The organism is Bradyrhizobium sp. CIAT3101 (genome assembly GCF_029714945.1).
In the GTDB taxonomy this organism is placed as follows: Bacteria; Pseudomonadota; Alphaproteobacteria; order Rhizobiales; family Xanthobacteraceae; genus Bradyrhizobium.
Genome location: NZ_CP121634.1, coordinates 3,041,593 through 3,057,433, shown reverse-complemented (window position 1 = coordinate 3,057,433; position 15,841 = coordinate 3,041,593). Strand labels below are relative to the sequence as shown.

14 protein-coding genes are annotated in these 15,841 nt (G+C 61.6%); 8 read left to right on the top strand and 6 right to left on the bottom strand.

Annotation, left to right across the window (positions count from 1 at the left end; translation table 11 throughout):
• Positions 1-44 precede the first annotated feature (44 nt).
• Positions 45-1,739 (bottom strand): ATPase, T2SS/T4P/T4SS family, encoded by a 1,695-nt coding sequence (locus tag QA645_RS14290; protein WP_254135470.1) that lies wholly within the window; start codon positions 1,737-1,739, stop codon positions 45-47.
• Positions 1,740-1,942: 203 nt separating this feature from the next.
• On the opposite strand from QA645_RS14290, the gene gspD reads away from it, so the two are divergent.
• Positions 1,943-4,246: a type II secretion system secretin GspD gene (gene gspD / locus QA645_RS14285; protein WP_254132756.1), complete on the top strand. Its 2,304-nt coding sequence runs from the start codon at positions 1,943-1,945 to the stop codon at positions 4,244-4,246.
• A gap of 4 nt (positions 4,247-4,250) precedes the next feature.
• Positions 4,251-4,847, top strand: coding sequence for an A24 family peptidase (locus tag QA645_RS14280; RefSeq protein WP_283050974.1), 597 nt, complete (start codon positions 4,251-4,253; stop codon positions 4,845-4,847).
• Positions 4,848-4,981: 134 nt separating this feature from the next.
• Here QA645_RS14280 and QA645_RS14275 read toward each other — a convergent pair whose 3' ends face one another.
• Together QA645_RS14275 and QA645_RS14270 are read right to left on the bottom strand one after the other, a co-directional pair.
• Positions 4,982-5,443 (bottom strand): tetratricopeptide repeat protein, encoded by a 462-nt coding sequence (locus QA645_RS14275; RefSeq protein WP_283053191.1) that lies wholly within the window; start codon positions 5,441-5,443, stop codon positions 4,982-4,984.
• A 206-nt stretch (positions 5,444-5,649) separates the two neighbouring features.
• Positions 5,650-7,479: an acyltransferase family protein gene (locus QA645_RS14270; RefSeq protein WP_283050973.1), complete on the bottom strand. Its 1,830-nt coding sequence runs from the start codon at positions 7,477-7,479 to the stop codon at positions 5,650-5,652.
• A 214-nt stretch (positions 7,480-7,693) separates the two neighbouring features.
• Here QA645_RS14270 and QA645_RS14265 point away from each other — a divergent pair, with 214 nt between their 5' ends.
• The gene (locus QA645_RS14265) at positions 7,694-8,410 is read left to right on the top strand and encodes a WbqC family protein (protein ID WP_283050972.1); all 717 of its coding nucleotides are present in this window, start codon (positions 7,694-7,696) and stop codon (positions 8,408-8,410) included.
• Positions 8,411-8,519: 109 nt separating this feature from the next.
• Here the strand turns inward: QA645_RS14265 and QA645_RS14260 are convergent, their stop codons facing one another.
• On the bottom strand, positions 8,520-9,338 hold the full coding sequence (locus QA645_RS14260; protein WP_283050970.1) for a right-handed parallel beta-helix repeat-containing protein: 819 nt from the start codon (positions 9,336-9,338) through the stop codon (positions 8,520-8,522).
• A 591-nt stretch (positions 9,339-9,929) separates the two neighbouring features.
• Between QA645_RS14260 and QA645_RS14255 the strand changes: the two genes are divergently transcribed.
• From QA645_RS14255 to QA645_RS14235, 5 genes are all read left to right on the top strand, one after another.
• Positions 9,930-10,898 carry a glycosyltransferase family 2 protein gene (locus QA645_RS14255; protein WP_283050969.1) on the top strand — a complete coding sequence of 323 codons (969 nt, stop codon included), beginning with the start codon at positions 9,930-9,932 and terminating at the stop codon, positions 10,896-10,898.
• Positions 10,895-11,539: a class I SAM-dependent methyltransferase gene (locus tag QA645_RS14250; RefSeq protein ID WP_283050967.1), complete on the top strand. Its 645-nt coding sequence runs from the start codon at positions 10,895-10,897 to the stop codon at positions 11,537-11,539. Before QA645_RS14255 ends, QA645_RS14250 begins: the two co-directional genes overlap by 4 nt.
• Positions 11,540-11,683: 144 nt before the next feature.
• Entirely contained in the window at positions 11,684-12,424 is a 741-nt protein-coding gene (locus QA645_RS14245; RefSeq protein ID WP_283050965.1) for a hypothetical protein, read from the top strand.
• A 26-nt stretch (positions 12,425-12,450) separates the two neighbouring features.
• A complete protein-coding gene (locus tag QA645_RS14240; RefSeq protein ID WP_283050962.1) occupies positions 12,451-13,272 on the top strand; it encodes a phytanoyl-CoA dioxygenase family protein in 822 nt (273 codons plus the stop codon).
• An 87-nt stretch (positions 13,273-13,359) separates the two neighbouring features.
• Entirely contained in the window at positions 13,360-14,139 is a 780-nt protein-coding gene (locus QA645_RS14235) for a class I SAM-dependent methyltransferase (RefSeq protein WP_283050959.1), read from the top strand.
• Positions 14,140-14,204: 65 nt separating this feature from the next.
• On the opposite strand, the gene QA645_RS14230 is transcribed toward QA645_RS14235, so the two are convergent.
• Positions 14,205-15,122 carry a hypothetical protein gene (locus QA645_RS14230; protein WP_283050958.1) on the bottom strand — a complete coding sequence of 306 codons (918 nt, stop codon included), beginning with the start codon at positions 15,120-15,122 and terminating at the stop codon, positions 14,205-14,207.
• Positions 15,123-15,130: 8 nt separating this feature from the next.
• On the bottom strand, positions 15,131-15,799 hold the full coding sequence (locus tag QA645_RS14225; RefSeq protein ID WP_283050956.1) for an acetyltransferase: 669 nt from the start codon (positions 15,797-15,799) through the stop codon (positions 15,131-15,133).
• Positions 15,800-15,841: the final 42 nt, after the last annotated feature.

Below are 15,841 nucleotides of genomic sequence, written 5' to 3'. Positions count from 1 at the left end.
CACCTGCATTCTCTGAGACACTTGGACGTCAAGACATTTGGATGTTAGCGCACCGTGGTGACGCGGAAGACCTCGGGCACCGTCGTCAGCCCCGAGCGGCATTTTGCGACGGCATCCTCGAGCATCGTCGTCATGCCGCCCCGCATCGCGGCGGCATCGATGGAGTGGGAGTCGGTCTGCGGCCCGATCAGCGCACGGACCTCGTCGGACATCTCGAGGATCTCGAACACGCCGTTGCGGCCGCGATAGCCGGTACCGCCGCAGCGCTCGCAGCCGCCGGCCTCGTGCACGACCTCACCGCACTTGAAGCCGATCACGGCAAAGCGCGGGTCCTTGGCGAGATCGGCCTCGGTCAGCGCGTGCGGCACTTTGCAACGGTCGCACAGCATACGCACCAGTCGCTGCGCCACCACCGCGCGCAGCGTCGACTTGAGCAGGAAACCCTCGATGCCGAGATCGATCAGGCGCGGCACGGCCGCAGCCGCGGTCTCGGTGTGCAGCGTCGTCAGCACGAGATGGCCGGTGAGCGCGGCATGGATCGCGATATGCGCGGTCTCGGCGTCGCGGACCTCGCCGACCATGATCACGTCGGGGTCCTGGCGCACGAAGGAGCGCATGGCGGCAGCGAAGGTCAGGCCGATCGACGGCTTCACCTGGGACTGGTTGATGCCGGGGATCTCGTACTCGACGGGATCCTCGATGGTGAGGATCTTGCGCGTCGGCTCGTTGAGGATCGACAGCATGGTCGCAAGCGTGGTGGTCTTGCCGCTGCCGGTCGGACCCGTGACCACGATCATGCCGTGCGGCATCGCGAGCAGGCGCGTCATCACGCTCTCGTCGCGGGTCCGCAGACCGAGCTTGCTCATCTCGAGCAGGCCGCGATCCCGCGGCAACAGGCGGATGACGGCACTCTCGCCATGTTGCGTCGGCATGGTGGCGACACGTACGTCGAGCTCGCTACGTCCGACGCGGACGCGCGCCGCGCCGTCCTGCGGCAAACGCCGCTCAGCGATATTGAGGCTTGCGAGAATCTTGATGCGCGAGATCAGCGCCTGCGGCGGGATGCCATGCGGTGACGGCAGCGGGCGCAGCAGGCCGTCGACGCGCATGCGCACTACGAGACCAGCCCGGAACGGCTCGACATGGATATCGCTGGCACGCAGATCGACCGCGCGCTCCAGCAGATCGTTGAGCGCGCGCACCACAGGCGCACCGCTGGCGAGATCGCGCAGGCTCTCGATGTCGTCGTCGGACTGCCCCGCGCGGCCGGTGCTTTGGTCTGCATTCGCATCGTCAGCATCGGTTCGCTGGTCCAGGACCGTCGTAATGTCCTCATATGACGCTACGACGACATCGACCGGCGTTCCGAACACGATTTCGGCGGCACGAATGGCCGCCGTGTCGGAGGGATCGGCAACAGCCAAGCGAAATCCACCATCCGGCGCGCCAAAGGGAAAGATGGTGGATTCGCGTAAAAATCGCCGCGAAAAACCTTCAAGGCTGGGCGTGGTCGTAAGCAGTTGCGGAAGGCTCATCCGCGGCAGGGCAAAATAATCGGACAGTTCGTCGGCGAATTCCGCCGCCGACAGATCTGTGGTCTCCCAAAATTCTCGCAGTGGATGCGTCTGCGCCGGATTGGCTGACCGCTCGACACGAACATGCGCTCGCGGCGGCAGTGAATATTTTTCCAGGAGATGCTGCCTGAAGCTATCGGCGGAGCGGTCGCGCATCGCATTCACGGCGTTGACCTTGTTACTTGAATACAACAGCTTCTATGGAGCACGGAAGGTCCTTTGCCCTTGACTTATTTCTTAGCAAAAACATAATCGTGCGGCAAATTATTGCGCGTCCGAGCCAAGGGGGATCGGGCGCTTTTTCTCGCAGCGTTGGTAGGCGTATCTTGTTCGAAGTGGTCCGACCGCTTTTGCGCCACCGCTCAGCGTTGACTGGAACGCTCGTCCTCCTGTCGTCTGCCTTCCTGCTGACAGCGTGCATCGTCACCGCCGACCAGTCGGTCGAGGCGGACCCGAAGGACCCGCGCGCCCAGGACCTTGTCGACAAGATCCGCGGCATCGATCTCCAGCCCCGGCAACCTGCGGATGCAGGGGCAACCGGTGTTGGCCAGCCGAGATCGTCGAAACCTGCGATCTATCTGAGCGATGGTGCGCCGCAAGGCGGCGCGCTGGCCGAGCGCGATGATGGCGGCGGCAGCGGATACGACCTCAATTTCGAGAATGCGCCGGTCGCGACCGTGGCCAAGGTCATCCTCGGCGACGTCCTCAATGTCGGCTACACGATCGATCCCCGCGTACAGGGCACCGTGACGCTCGCCTCGGTGCGTCCGGTTCCGAAGGCGGACGCGATCTACGTTTTGGAGAATGCGCTGCGCATGTCCGGCGTGGCGCTGGTGCGCGACCGCACCGGCTATCGTCTGCTGCCGGCGCCGGAAGCCGGCCCCGGCGGCATCGACCGCTCGGCCAGTACCGAAGCCGGCCAGGGCATCACGGTCGTGCCGCTGCGCTACACGTCGGCGCAAAACATCTTCAAGCTGCTCGATGCTTTCGGCGTGAAGGCCTCGACCATGCGCCCCGACAATTCCCGCAACACGCTGATCGTCAGCGGCAGCGGCACGGATCGGGCGACCGCGGTTGACACAATTCTGTCATTCGACGCCGACTGGATGCGTGGACAATCGGTCGGCATCTTCCCGGTGCGCAATTCTGCCCCCGAACCTGTGATCTCCGAGATCGAGAAGATCATGGATTCCGGCGAAGGCGGCATGGGCCAGAACGTCATCAAGCTCCAGCCGATCGCGCGGCTCAACTCGATCCTCGTGGTGAGCCAGAAGCCGGAATATCTGAAGCGCGCGCAGACCTGGATTGCGCGACTCGACCGTTCCGATACCGATGGCGTGAACCTGAAATCCTATCCATTGCGCTACGGCAATTCCAAGGTGGTCGTCGCGCTGTTGAACGACATGTTGTTCAACCAGAGCTCGGCGAGCAACTCGTCGCTCGACAGCGCGTCGAGCCAGGTCGCTCCCGGCGCGGGTCTCACGACGTCGACCTCAACCAATCCTATCGCCTCGCTGAGCGCACTGCCGACCGCCGCTTCAGGCGCCGCAACGCCGGTGACCGGACCGGCGGGCTCGGCGCTGGGTGCCCGCGCCGCTCCGGCGGCAGCCGCGACGCCGGCGCAGGACAACAATAACTTCGGTAGCCCCAACGGCAATGGCGCGAAATCCGGCGTCAACGGCATCCTGCAGAATGTGCGGATCACCGCCGACGTCACCAACAATGCCGTTCTCGTCTATGCCAACCAGGACGCGCAGCGCATCGTCGAGCAGACCATCCGCCAGATCGACAGGCCGCAGCGCCAGATCGCGATCGAGGCGACGATCGCCGAGGTGACGCTGAACGACCAGTTGAACTATGGCGTGCAATTCTTCCTGGCGAGCCAGAAGGGTTCGGTCTCCAACGTCATCTCCGGCGTCAGCAATGCTGCGACGGTCGGCAGCGGTGCCGTCGAAGCGGCGTCCAACGCCGTCAACGCCGCCTCCGGCGCGCTGCTGGGACGCGTTTTGCCCGGCTTCAACTTCCTGATCGGCTCGGAAAACTCGCCGCGCGTCATTCTCGACGCGCTGCACGGCGTCACCGACGTCAAGGTGTTGTCGAACCCGTCGCTGGTGGTGCTGGACAACCAGGCCGCGACCTTGCAGGTCGGCGATCAGGTGCCGTTCTCGACCGGCACCGCGACGGTGCTGACCGCCAACAACACCGTCGTCAACACCATCGATTACAAGAACACCGGCATCATCCTGCGCGTGCTGCCGCGCGCCAATGCCAACGGCAATGTCGTGCTCGATATCGAGCAGGAGATCTCGAGCGTGGCCGCCGGCAGCGCGAACTCGCTGACGCCGACGATCTCGCAGCGCCGGGTCAAGAGCTCGATCGCGGTGACGAGCGGTCAGACCGTGCTCCTCGCCGGCCTGATCAGCGAGACCGAGAACAAGCAGCGCCAGGGTATTCCCGTCCTCGATTCCATTCCCGGCGTGGGCGACGCCTTCTCGCACCAGACCACCGCTCGCGCCCGCACCGAGTTGATCCTGTTCATCCGCCCGACCGTCATCAAGGACGGCGTCGATGCCCATGTCATCGCCGAGGAGATGCGCTCCAAGATGAACAGCCGCCTGGTCGGGACCAGCAATCCCGTGGTCACCGTCAGCCCGCCCAGGGCCGCGCGCTGACGGCGTGACCGGGGAAGATGCGCATGACGGGATAAGCGCCCCGCTGGCCCTCAGCCTCGCGCTGCTCGTCGCCGTGTTCGCAAGCCTCGTCGCGGCCCCCGCCGCGGAAGGCCTCTATGGCGCGTTCCTGGCCGCTCTGATGCTCGCCATCGCCACGAACGATGCCCGCCATTACCTGATCCCGAACGAGCTGACCGGGGCCGCGTTCGCGCTTGCCCTGCTCCGCGCTGCCGCTGCCGTGCCCGATGCGGGCGCCCAGGCGCTGCTCTGGCCGGTCGCGCGCACCGTAGCCGTGGCGCTTCCGCTGCTGCTGCTGATGCTGGCCTACCGGTACTGGCGCGGCCGCGACGGGCTCGGGCTCGGCGACGTCAAGCTCGCCGCCGTCAGCGGGGCCTGGCTCGATCTTGCGACGGTGGCGGCGGTGATCGAGCTCGCGGCGCTGCTGGCGATCGGCGCCTATCTCGCCAACGCCGCATTGCAGCGAAAACCGCTGCGCGGGACCGCCTTCCTGCCGTTCGGACTGTTTTTGGCGCCATCGATCTGGATCGGGTGGCTGGGCGAGACCTGGTATCTGAACTGGCTCGGCGGCTGGGCTGGCTAAAGCCCGGTGCGCTCGGGGTGAATCCTCACCGCGGCGCAGGCGGAGGCATCCGGCCTCCTACCGTCGTCTACTGTGCATGGGGTTGTTTTCGACTTTTTTGCCAGAGGCGTCCTGGAACCCCCGGGCGGCCAGCGTCAGCGCTCGCGGCTCGGCGCCCATTCCAGCGCCCGCAGGCGGGCCTGGGCGATCTCCCCGCGCGTCATCTTGGTGGTGACGGCGTCGCGGATCCGGGCCCGGGATTCCCGAACCCGCGGCGGCGACGCGGCGGCCGACAGGTTCAGCCATTTGGAGGCTTCGACGATGTCCTGCGGCACGCCCTGGCCGCGGTCGTAGAGCAGCCCCAGCGAATACTGCGCGCGGGTATCGCCCTGCTCCGCCGCCCGCCGGTACCACATCGCGGCTTCCGTGTAGTTCTGCGGCACGCCGCGCCCGGTCTCGAACAGGAAGCCGAGATAGGACTGCGCCGCCACGTTGCCGCGCTCGGCGAGCGGAATGAAGACGCGGGACGCCGCCACATAGTCCTGCCGCTTGAAGGCGGCGAGGCCTTGGCCGAGGGATTGGGCGTGGGCGGGAGCAACGGCGCAGAGTAGAAACAGCGCCACAGCCAAGCCGTTTGTGAGCGCAGCGCGGTTCGACACCAAGCCGCGCCCCGACCGCTGCGCCAAGCTTCCAGCCCGACAGTTATCAAAGACTCGCTTCATCGCCGCTCGCATTGGCCTCCCAACCTCCGCGAAATCTTAGACGTGCCGGCCGGTGAAATCCATACCACCCGCCTATGACGATCCCGTTGCCGCGCGACCGCCTACTCGATCCGCATCAACCTGCCGATGAATTCCGCACCTTCGATTGTGAGATGACCATAGTCCCACGTCAGCAATTCCGTCCGCGACGATGCCGTGTGCGTCAGGCAGCCCGCTTCGTTGCACAGCACCGCAAACGGCGAAACGAACCGCACGCCCGTCTCGGCCGCCATGCGCGCCAGCCCCATATTGATGGACTGATAGTTTTCGGTGCGAGGCGGCAAGCGATCGGGAAGCTGCCCGTTTGATCGCCAGAAATCGTAAACCTGTATTGGCAGATCAGGTGTCCAGAGCGGCGGCGCACCAACCAGGATCACCTCACCGACTTCGGTCTTTAGCTGGCGAAGTATCTCGGCCAGACTACTGCTCATCGCGTTTTCCGCGTTGAGCCCCTTGTACTCCGGGTAGCTGGTCCAGACCGCGAAAAGAATGACCCTCTTTGGCTTCAGTTCAGCGATCTTTGCGAGAATCGCGCGATTGCTGACGGCGCAAGCCGCTCCTCCTTCGAGCGCCGAGGGCGGGCAACTGTCTCGCGTAAACTGCGCGATCTCGCTGGTGCTTTGCTTTAGCGCCGCCAGCCCCGCATAAAGGCGCCCGGCGTGAGAGTCCCCCCAAACCAGGGTGGAACCCTCACTGCATTCGGGACGATAGCTTTCGAAACTCGTCGTCAATTCCAGCCAGCATTTAAGAACCCGGCCACCTAACGCCGGATTGTATTCCATGACCGCTAAAACCGGACGGATCTGCTCGGGGAATCGCGCGAAAACACCATCATCGCCCCAGACCGCCGTCGACAGGACGAGCACCGAGGCCATCAACGAAAGCGAAACGGCAACGCTCGACGGACGCAGCCAGCCAAACCGGATCGGGCGCTCGATGAACGCGGTCGTCAGCGCCGCCAGAACCAGGCTTGACACTATCACGGCGAGCTTCGCCGGCACCGACACGAAGCCGGCCAACGCCGCGAACGTCAGCAGCGGCCAGTGCCACAGATACAAGGGGTAACTGATCAGGCCGATCGATACGATCCACTTCTGCCGCAGAATACGCGAGCCGAAGATGATCACGAGCGCCGCGCCCGTTACCGGGATCAGGGCCGCAGGGCCGGGGAAAGCGTTCGACCTCTTGAGAAAGAACCCGCCTGCGACGATCAGCACGATCCCCGCAAGCGACATGAAGTCGGACCGCTTCGTGGCAGGAAATTTAGCCGTTGCGAGGAATCCGCCAATCGCAAGTTCCCACAGCCGTGATATCGGAGAATAGAACGCCGTGGCCGCGTGGTATCGCGTTGCATAACAGCAATAGAGGAACGACACGATCGCCACGAATATCAACCCGACCGTCGACCATTTCGGTATCTTCTTCAGACCCAGCAGCAGCAGCGGCCAGACCAGATAGAATTGCTCCTCGACACCGAGCGACCAAAGGTGCAGCAGCGGCTTGGTCTCTGCCGCCGCGTCGAAATATCCGACCTCGTTCAAAAGCAACAGGTTGGGAAAGAACAGCGCGCCGGCGATAGCGTGGAGACCGAGATTGTGAAACGGCAACGGCAGCATTGCCACCCATCCGATCGCCAGCGCGGCAAGAAGCACAGTCGCAAGGGCAGGAAGAATTCTTCTCGCGCGCCGCGCATAGAATTCCCTGATGCTGAAGCTGGATGAATTAATGCCGGAGAGAACGATACCCGTGATCAGGTACCCACTGATCACGAAGAACACGTCGACGCCGATGAATCCTCCACTCATGGCGCGCGGGAACGCGTGGTAGACGACGACCAAAATCACTGCGACCGCCCGAAGACCGTCGATATCGGCTCGATACTTCTCGGTCATCTTGCAGGGGCGGAATCATACCGAAGCGGCCGATCGCGCGCTGGCCCCCGGGCATGCCGGCGGCCACGATCCCGACGGACTATGGACACCGGAGGCAGGAACGGCGACAAGCAGCCCGATGTGGTAATCGTATGGGAAGTCCTGAAGATCATTGAATTCCAACTTACCATTTGTGTTACCAAGTCTGTCAACCATACACTCCTCAGGTCACCACTTGCGCATCTGCATCATTCAGTCCTGCTACATTCCCTGGAAGGGTTTTTTTGACCTGATCGGGCAATGCGACGAGTATGTAGTCTTCGACCGCGTGCAATATGCCAAACGTCACTGGCACAACCGCAACAAGATCAAGACCGCCAACGGCGTGCAATGGCTGACCATTCCCGTGCTCGCCAAGGGCCGGTTTGAACAACCTATCGACGAGGTCGAGATCGAGCAGCCGTGGGCAGAGAAACACTGGCGCACACTTGAGCTGGCGTACAAACGAGCCGCGTGCTTCGAGCAGTTCGCGCCAACGGTGAAGGGCTGGTACGAACGCGCCGGCAAGGAACGTCTGTTGACCGATGTCAATGCGATCTTTCTCCACGGCATCGTCGAACTGCTCGGGCTCAAGACGCGCATTACCCGGGATACCGCCTATCCGGCGCAGGGCATCAAGACAGAGCGACTACTGGAGATCGCCCGCGCGGCCGGCGCGGACCGCTACCTTAGCGGGCCGTCGGCGCGTGGCTATTTCGACGAGTCGATGTTCACGACCGCCGGCGTCACTCCGGAATGGATGAGCTATGAGGGCTATCCGGAATATCCGCAACTTCACGGCGGCTTCGAACACGCCGTGACCATACTAGACCTGCTGTTCAATACCGGGGCGGACGCGCTGCGCTATATGAGCCGCACCGGCCAGGTCGATCGCCAGCCGGCCTCATCCTGACCGCGCCACCGCTGACTGTCCCGCCGCCAGAAGAAGAGCCTCGGACATCGCTGTCCGGGGCTCTTCATCCACTGCCTGGCGACGCGACGGCCAGATGTTGAGCGAATTGCTACTGCTCGCCGAGGTTGGACGAGGCTCCACCGGCCGGCGTCACCGCAACCCCGAAAGTCGTATTTCCGGCCAAACGATTGTTTCCATAGGAAACTGTCGCCGAGCCGGCGAACCCTGTGGCGTTGAGCGTCACGTCGGAATTCGACAGCCGGATGATTCCGTTCGCCGTGACGCCGGTACCGTTGCTGGTGATCGAGCTGCTATCCACATTGATCGCCGAGCCACCGTCGTTCACGATCCCGCTGGCTGCGTTGCCGGCAATCACGGTCCGCGTGACATAAGCGTTATTGAGATTGCCGACGCCGAGGCCGCTACCGACGCTGTTGATCAGACTTGAGTCTTCAATAACTGCCTTGTTGGCGGCGGTAGCAGTCAGACTGATGGCGTTTCCAGTATTGTAACTGATGATCGTGTTGCGAACGAAAAGCAGAGTATTGCCCGCAGTCCGGACATCGCTGATGCCGGCTTGCGAGAATTGCGTGATCACGCAGTTCTCGATCGAAACCGACGCCGCAGTGAGGATACGGACGCCGTTGAGACCAGGGGTAGCGGTACCCGCAAGGCCTTGAATCTGGATGTTGCGGAGGATGACTTTGTCGGTGGCCGCCGCACTGATGACGATACCATTCGTGCCTGCGACCAGCACTGATCCGATCGTGGCACTGCAGTTCAGGGTCATCGACTTGGTGATCGTCACGGCGCCGTAGCCGCCCGGATCCAGACAGTTGATCTCACCGAAGGCTGCTGTTTTGGAAATCGCGCCGGCGAAGGTCTTGCATGGCGCAGTGCGGCTACAGGGATTTGCGTCATCACCCACACCCGACACCCAAGTGCGGGAGGCCTGGGCATGTGCCGGGGCCGACGCGAATATTCCCAAAAGAACCGCGAGTAAAGCTATACGACGCATTATCGTCCTCCTCAAATGAGCCGGGTTTCGCCCGGCCGGCTGAATAGCTGCTTAGGTTGGTTCGACGAATGAAACGGGGGTGGTTGGGTCGGCTGACATCCGCAGGGAATAGACAAAATACCCCTCTTCCCCAAGACGGCAGGCCTTTAGACGGTGGGCTTCTGAGTGGCAGGCTTAAAACTGCAATTCCAAACTACACTTAGCAATACTTTTGCGGCAAACTCCCCTGGAGATTGCGTGCTGAGGGCAGGCACAACTCGCCCCAGTGGTAAGTCGCCGACAGCCACACCTGAGGTTCAACGTCAAAGACGCTTATTTGGCGTGCTGGATTGATTGACCTTTTCTCCTCACGCCGCGGAGGACGGATTTGAGGAGACGCGCCCGGCGTTTGCGGCTTCAGGCAAATTGCCCTATTAACTGCCAGCGCGCCGAGGCCTCCCGTGGAAACTCACATAAGATGCTGATGGTAATTGTCTTTTATATCGTCACGGAGACATTTGGGTGAAACTCTCCATCGTGACAACTCTCTATCGATCCGCCGCCAGCATCGAGGAGTTCCACAACCGCGCAATGAAGGCCGCGGAAGCCCTCACCGACGATATCGAACTGATCATCGTCAACGATGGCTCACCGGACAACAGCCTCGAGCTCGCGCTTGAAATTCAGCGCAGCGACCCACGCGTCGTCATTGTCGATCTGTCCCGCAATTTCGGACACCACAAGGCGATGATGACGGGTCTCGCCCAAGCCTCCGGCGACATGGTCTTTCTCATCGACAGCGATCTCGAAGAGCAACCGGAAGATCTCGCGGCTTTGTATCAACGCTTCTCGCAAGGCGACTGTGACGTCGTCTATGGGATCCTGACGACGCGACGCGGCAATGTTTTCGCCAGGTTGCCCGGCGCAACCTTCTTCAGTCTGCTCGACCTCCTGAGCGACCATCCGGTTCCGCGTAACGTCTTCACCGCGCGCCTGATGACACGGGAATACGTCAAGGCTCTCGTCCGGCATCGCGATCGTGAGTTCTCGATATCCCATCTCTGGGAGGTGACGGGCTTTCGCCAGCAAGCACTTACGCTCAAAAAACTCTCGCTGTCGCCCACCAGCTATACTTTCCGGCGACGGGTCGAAATGGCGATACGCGACATCACGACAACGTCGAGCAAATTGCTGTATTTGATCTTCTACGTCGGCCTTTCGATATTCGGCCTGTCAATTGCGGTCATCATCTTTTTTCTGGGCCGGTATTTCACACGGGGAGTTGGCGTCGACGGGTTCACGTCGGAGATCGTCTCGATCTGGTTTCTTGGCGGACTCATCATCCTCGTCCTCGGCATCTTTGGAATCTACATTGCGAACATCCTGGCCGAGACAAAACGCAGGCCGTACACGATCATACGCCGGATCTATCATCCGGAAAGCGCGACAGTCCTGCAATCGAGCGCGCCAGACAAGGACATCAACGGATGAAGGACCGGGTTGACGCTGCAATCCTGCCTCAAGTGGCGTCGTATTACGCTTCGAAGCTTGAGCAGCACGGAACGACTTCGCAAGGCGTGGACTGGAACGGGACTGCTTCGCACGATCGGCGCCACAGGCAATTTCTTCGTCTGCTCGAGGGTAGTCCAAACGCCAGCGTCATCGATCTCGGCTGCGGGTTCGGAGACTTCCTGCGCTTCCTCCGCTCCGAAGGGTTTCAGGGCCGCTTCACCGGCTATGATATTGCCGCGAGCATGATCGAGAAGGCGCGGGAGCTATATGGCGAGGGCGAGGATCGTCAGTGGCGCATCGGCAGCGAACCGGAGGAAGTGGCCGACTTTGCCATCGCGAGCGGCATTTTCAACGTCAAGGGCGACGTTCCCGCGGAGGCCTGGATCGACTATGTCAACGACACGCTCGATACTCTCGCGCGCGCCGGCCGCCGCGGATTTGCATTCAACATCCTGAGCCTGTCGAGCGACCCCGAAAGGCGGCGCCCCCACCTTTATTACGCCGACCCGGTTGCCATGCTGCGCCATTGCCTTGCGAAGTACGGACGCTCGGTCGCTCTGTTGCAGGACTACGAGCTCTACGAGTTCACCGTTCTCGTCCGGCACCCCGACCGGGGGTGATTCGCCCGCCGACTTAGGGGGTTGCAGAACGCCGGTCAATTGATATCAATCGACCGGTGAATGCTCGAATTTTCTCCGGAAGGGCTGATCTTGCGAGGCAACGACTGCCTGGATGCAGGCTCTTCCGAGCCGAGGTACTGAAAGATGAACATAGCCGAAATCGATCCCGCCGAGATTGATCGCGAACTGAACTCGAACGGATACATGATTTTTCGCGATCCGGAGATCGCTCAGACGAGCGTGCAAGCCCGGGCCGAATATGTACGCTGCCTGCAGGCGTCCAAATTGCATCCCACGCGCGAGAAATTCCACTACACCACGCTCGCAAGCGAGCCTTGGAGAAAACTTGCGATCGGCTCGAGCAACGGTCTTGGCGAGAGTTACGCCCAGAATTTGCAGTCGATCTACTTCGACGCGAATGACAAGAATTACCCGGCGCTCGGATCGCTGTTCAAGACCATGATCCAGATCCGAAACAAGCTGATGGGCGTCGACCTGTCGTTCGGGTCCGATCCGGAACGCGAACGTTTCTGGGACGCCTGCCGGGTCCATCACTATCCGCGCGGCGGCGGTTTCATGGCGACGCATCGGGACACGCATTTTCCGCAGGTCATCAGTGCCGAGATCGCCAAACCGTTTTATCAGATCTGCGTGCTTCTCAGCCGCAAGAATACCGACTTCTTCACCGGCGGCGGCGTCATCTATGACGGCAACAAGCAACGCATCGACCTCGAAACCGATGCCGGCTTTGGCGCGCTGGTCCTGTTCGACGGGCGCACCTATCATGGTGTGGAGGACGTCGACCTCGATCAGGTTATCGACTTTTCCCGGACCGACGGACGGCTGGCCGCCTTCGTGAATCTTTACTCCGTCCCGGCGGCCTGACGTATCCGGAAGCAGCACGAGGTCACATGCAACCGGCCAATTCCAAACGGTACGGCGTTATCGAGCAAACCGCCTCGGAGACAGACATCGCGTATGCCTGTGAAACGATCCGGCAGCTCGGCTACGCCGTGATCGATGGCGGCTACGATTCGGGCTGGCTTGGCAGTTTATCGGATGCATTCGAACGTGCGCGGCAGCGTCACTACGCCGAACACGGCGGCATCGAGGCCCTGAAGGCGCTCGACGAGCATAACACCGTCAGATTGCCGATGGCTTATGAGCCGCTATTTCTCGAACTCGCCACCAACAAGACCATACTCGAGATCTGCAATCGGCTGATTACCGGCTACAGCATCCTCAATCAGCAGAACGGCGTGATCAATCCGCCGCACGCCGAACGATACAATCAAGGTGCGTGGCATCGCGACTTGCCGTATCAGCACTTCGTCTCGTCCCGCCCGCTTGCGATCAACGCGCTGTTTTGCCTGGATGCCTTCACGATCGAGAACGGCGCAACCCAGGTGTTGCCCGCTTCGCATCGGCTTGAGGCCTTTCCGTCGGACCGTTTCCTGGCGAGCGAAGCGGTCACCGTGGTGGCGCCGGCCGGCTCCTTCATCATTCTCGATTGCATGATGTTTCACACCGGCAGCGTCAACACGACCGATCGGCCGCGACGCGCCGTCAATCACGTCTATACGATCCCGCTGCTGCGCCAACAAATCGATTTGCCGGCCGCACTCGGCGAGAAATTCACGACCGACGCTCAGCTCCGCAAATTGCTGGGATATGAGGTCCGTACGCCCGGCTCAGTTACCGGATATCTGGCGTCGCGCAGCAAGAAGTCATAGCGGGTACGCCGGACGGAACCATTTTGGTCGCAACATGCAAGCAGCAGAACATGCTGAGCAGGACCGGCTCCCAGGGACATCACCAAAATGAAATTCGTACGGATCAACCCGCCCGGCAGCTTCTGCACTCAGGAGGCGCTTCGCGACGCGTTCAGGCAACGCGGCGGGGCGACCTTTCTCGATGTCGGCTGCGGTGGCGGCGATCTCTCCAAGCTGTTATGCGATGAAGGCCTCACCGGCGTCGGAATCGATTTTTCCGAGCGCGCGCTGGAAGTCGCCGCGACGCTGCTCGATCCCTACATCCAGCAGGGCAAATACCGGCTGAAACTTGGCGACCTGCACGACCTGCCCGACGATTTCGTCAAGGTGGACCTTGCCATCAGCTACATGGTCATGGAGCACATCGAGGACGATGTGGCGTTCCTGCAGAAGATCGCGAAGTTTGTAAAACCGGGCGGCAACATCATCCTCGGGGTTCCCGGACGTCGCGACCACTGGTCCCTGGAAGACGAGACCGTCGGCCATTTCCGCCGTTATGACCGCGACGACCTGGACGCGGTTTTGCGCAAGGCCAATCTGGACCAGACCTCGGTCTGGTCGGTTGGCGTTCCCACCATCAACATGCTGTTCAAGGTCAGTCTGTGGATGATCATCCGCAGCGGCGCGGCCGCGAAAAAAAACGAGAGCCAGAGAGAGCAGACCGAGACGAGTGGCATCCGGGAAATACCCTGGAAGACGGTGTTTCCCTCCTGGGTACGGATCATTCTGAACCGGGTGACGCTGTACCCCCTCTTCCTGATCCAGAGACTGTTTTACCGAACCGGCCTCGGCGTCGTCATGATGGGTATGGGCCGGGTACCCGATTAGAGTACAACTCGAAAGGGCGAAGCCGACTTCCCGGCAAGCATGCCGCTACCTGGTTGAAGCACGCCCTAGAGTGGAAGTTCGCCTTCCCAGACCGCCAGGCCGAAACCGGTCGCGCCATAGCCGTTGCCGTTATGAGCGAGCCAAAGCCGTTCCCGATGCCAGAACAGGGCCGGATAGCAGGTCATCTCGCTATCCCATCCGCTGCTTGACGGGCTCAGTCCCATCGCTTCGTCAAGCCGCGTCCAGTTCAAGCCGTCATGGCTCGATGCCGCACCGATACTGTAGCGCTCGCCACGACAGGCGAAACACATCAACAGCTTTTCGCCGATCTGCACGACGCTGGGACGTGCGAGCGCATATTCCGCGGCCGTCGCAAAACCGACGGCAACTGTGCCATCACGTGTCCAGCGAACGCCATCTCTGGAACGCGCGACCTTAATGGCATGCTGCATGTCTGCATTGCCGACGGCGGGCGCAAGGTTGGAGCCGTACCACATCCACCAGTCGCCGGGTCCGAGCCGCAATACGCTTGGATAAGAAAGGGTGTAGGGGTCCTCGGGCGAACGATCGAGGATCGGCCCCGGCGAAAAACGATCGAACGCCCTCGACAGCGTCTGCGATTGCGCCAATCCGATTGCATTCCGCCACGGCGAACGAATGCCGAGATTCCAGCCCATGTAATACAGTGAAAAACCGTCTGCTGTTTTGACGACGCAACCGACCCCGACACCGCTGTCGTCGAAGGCGCCGTCCTCACCCGGCGCCATCACAGGCGCATGTGCAGCGGCGTCGACGCGCGGTCGATCAGAGACTTCGACGTCCACCCATCCGACATGCGAACGTCTATCCGTATCGCGCGAGCTGTAGAAAAAGCGAAAGATGTCGCCCGCGAGGTGGACAGGCGCCGGAAGCGCGGCATGGCTATGCGCCCAGGGCGATTTGCCGTCGGGAGCGAAGACTTGGCCGAGACGCCGCCAGGCCATTCCTGGTCTCACAAATTTCTAAGGCGTGTGCTCGGTACCGCCGAGCGCTCGGTTCCGCGCGGTGCCACGACTGAAAAATCCGGCTGATCTTCCAGCACCAAGGCCCCGGCGCCAAGCACGCACTTCTTGCCGATCGTGACGTGATCGCGGATCGTGACATTGACGCCGACGAAACTCCCCTGCCCGATCCGCACGCCGCCGGACACCACGACATGCGACGCCAGAAAGACGTCGTCCTCGATGGTCGAGTGATGGCCGATATGGTTGCCGCTCCAGAGCGTCACGTTGGCGCCGACCGTCGCGAATGGCTGGATCGTATTGTCTTCCAGAATGAAGCAATTCTCCTTCGCCTCGAACCCGGGAAACACCGTGGCGCGACTGCTCAGATAAGTCGCAAGCCGGTAACCCTTGGCGCGGACGGCCGCGACCTTTTCGGCCCGAACCGCATTGATCTTCGCGTAGCTGACAGCGACGAACATATCGTTGCTTTCGGGCGCGAATTTCGTAGCGACGTCTTCGAACGCCACGACCGGCCGGCCGCGAAATTCCGACTGCTTCTGGAACGCAGCATCGACGGTAAAGCCCGCTACTTCGTAGCGTGAATCTTGTGAAAAATAGAAATCTGCCAGTTCCGCAATTTCGCCTGTACCAAAAATGACGATTTGCTGCTTCTGCAATGGAATACCCTCACCGGGCCGTTATATCCGTTTACGGGCCGA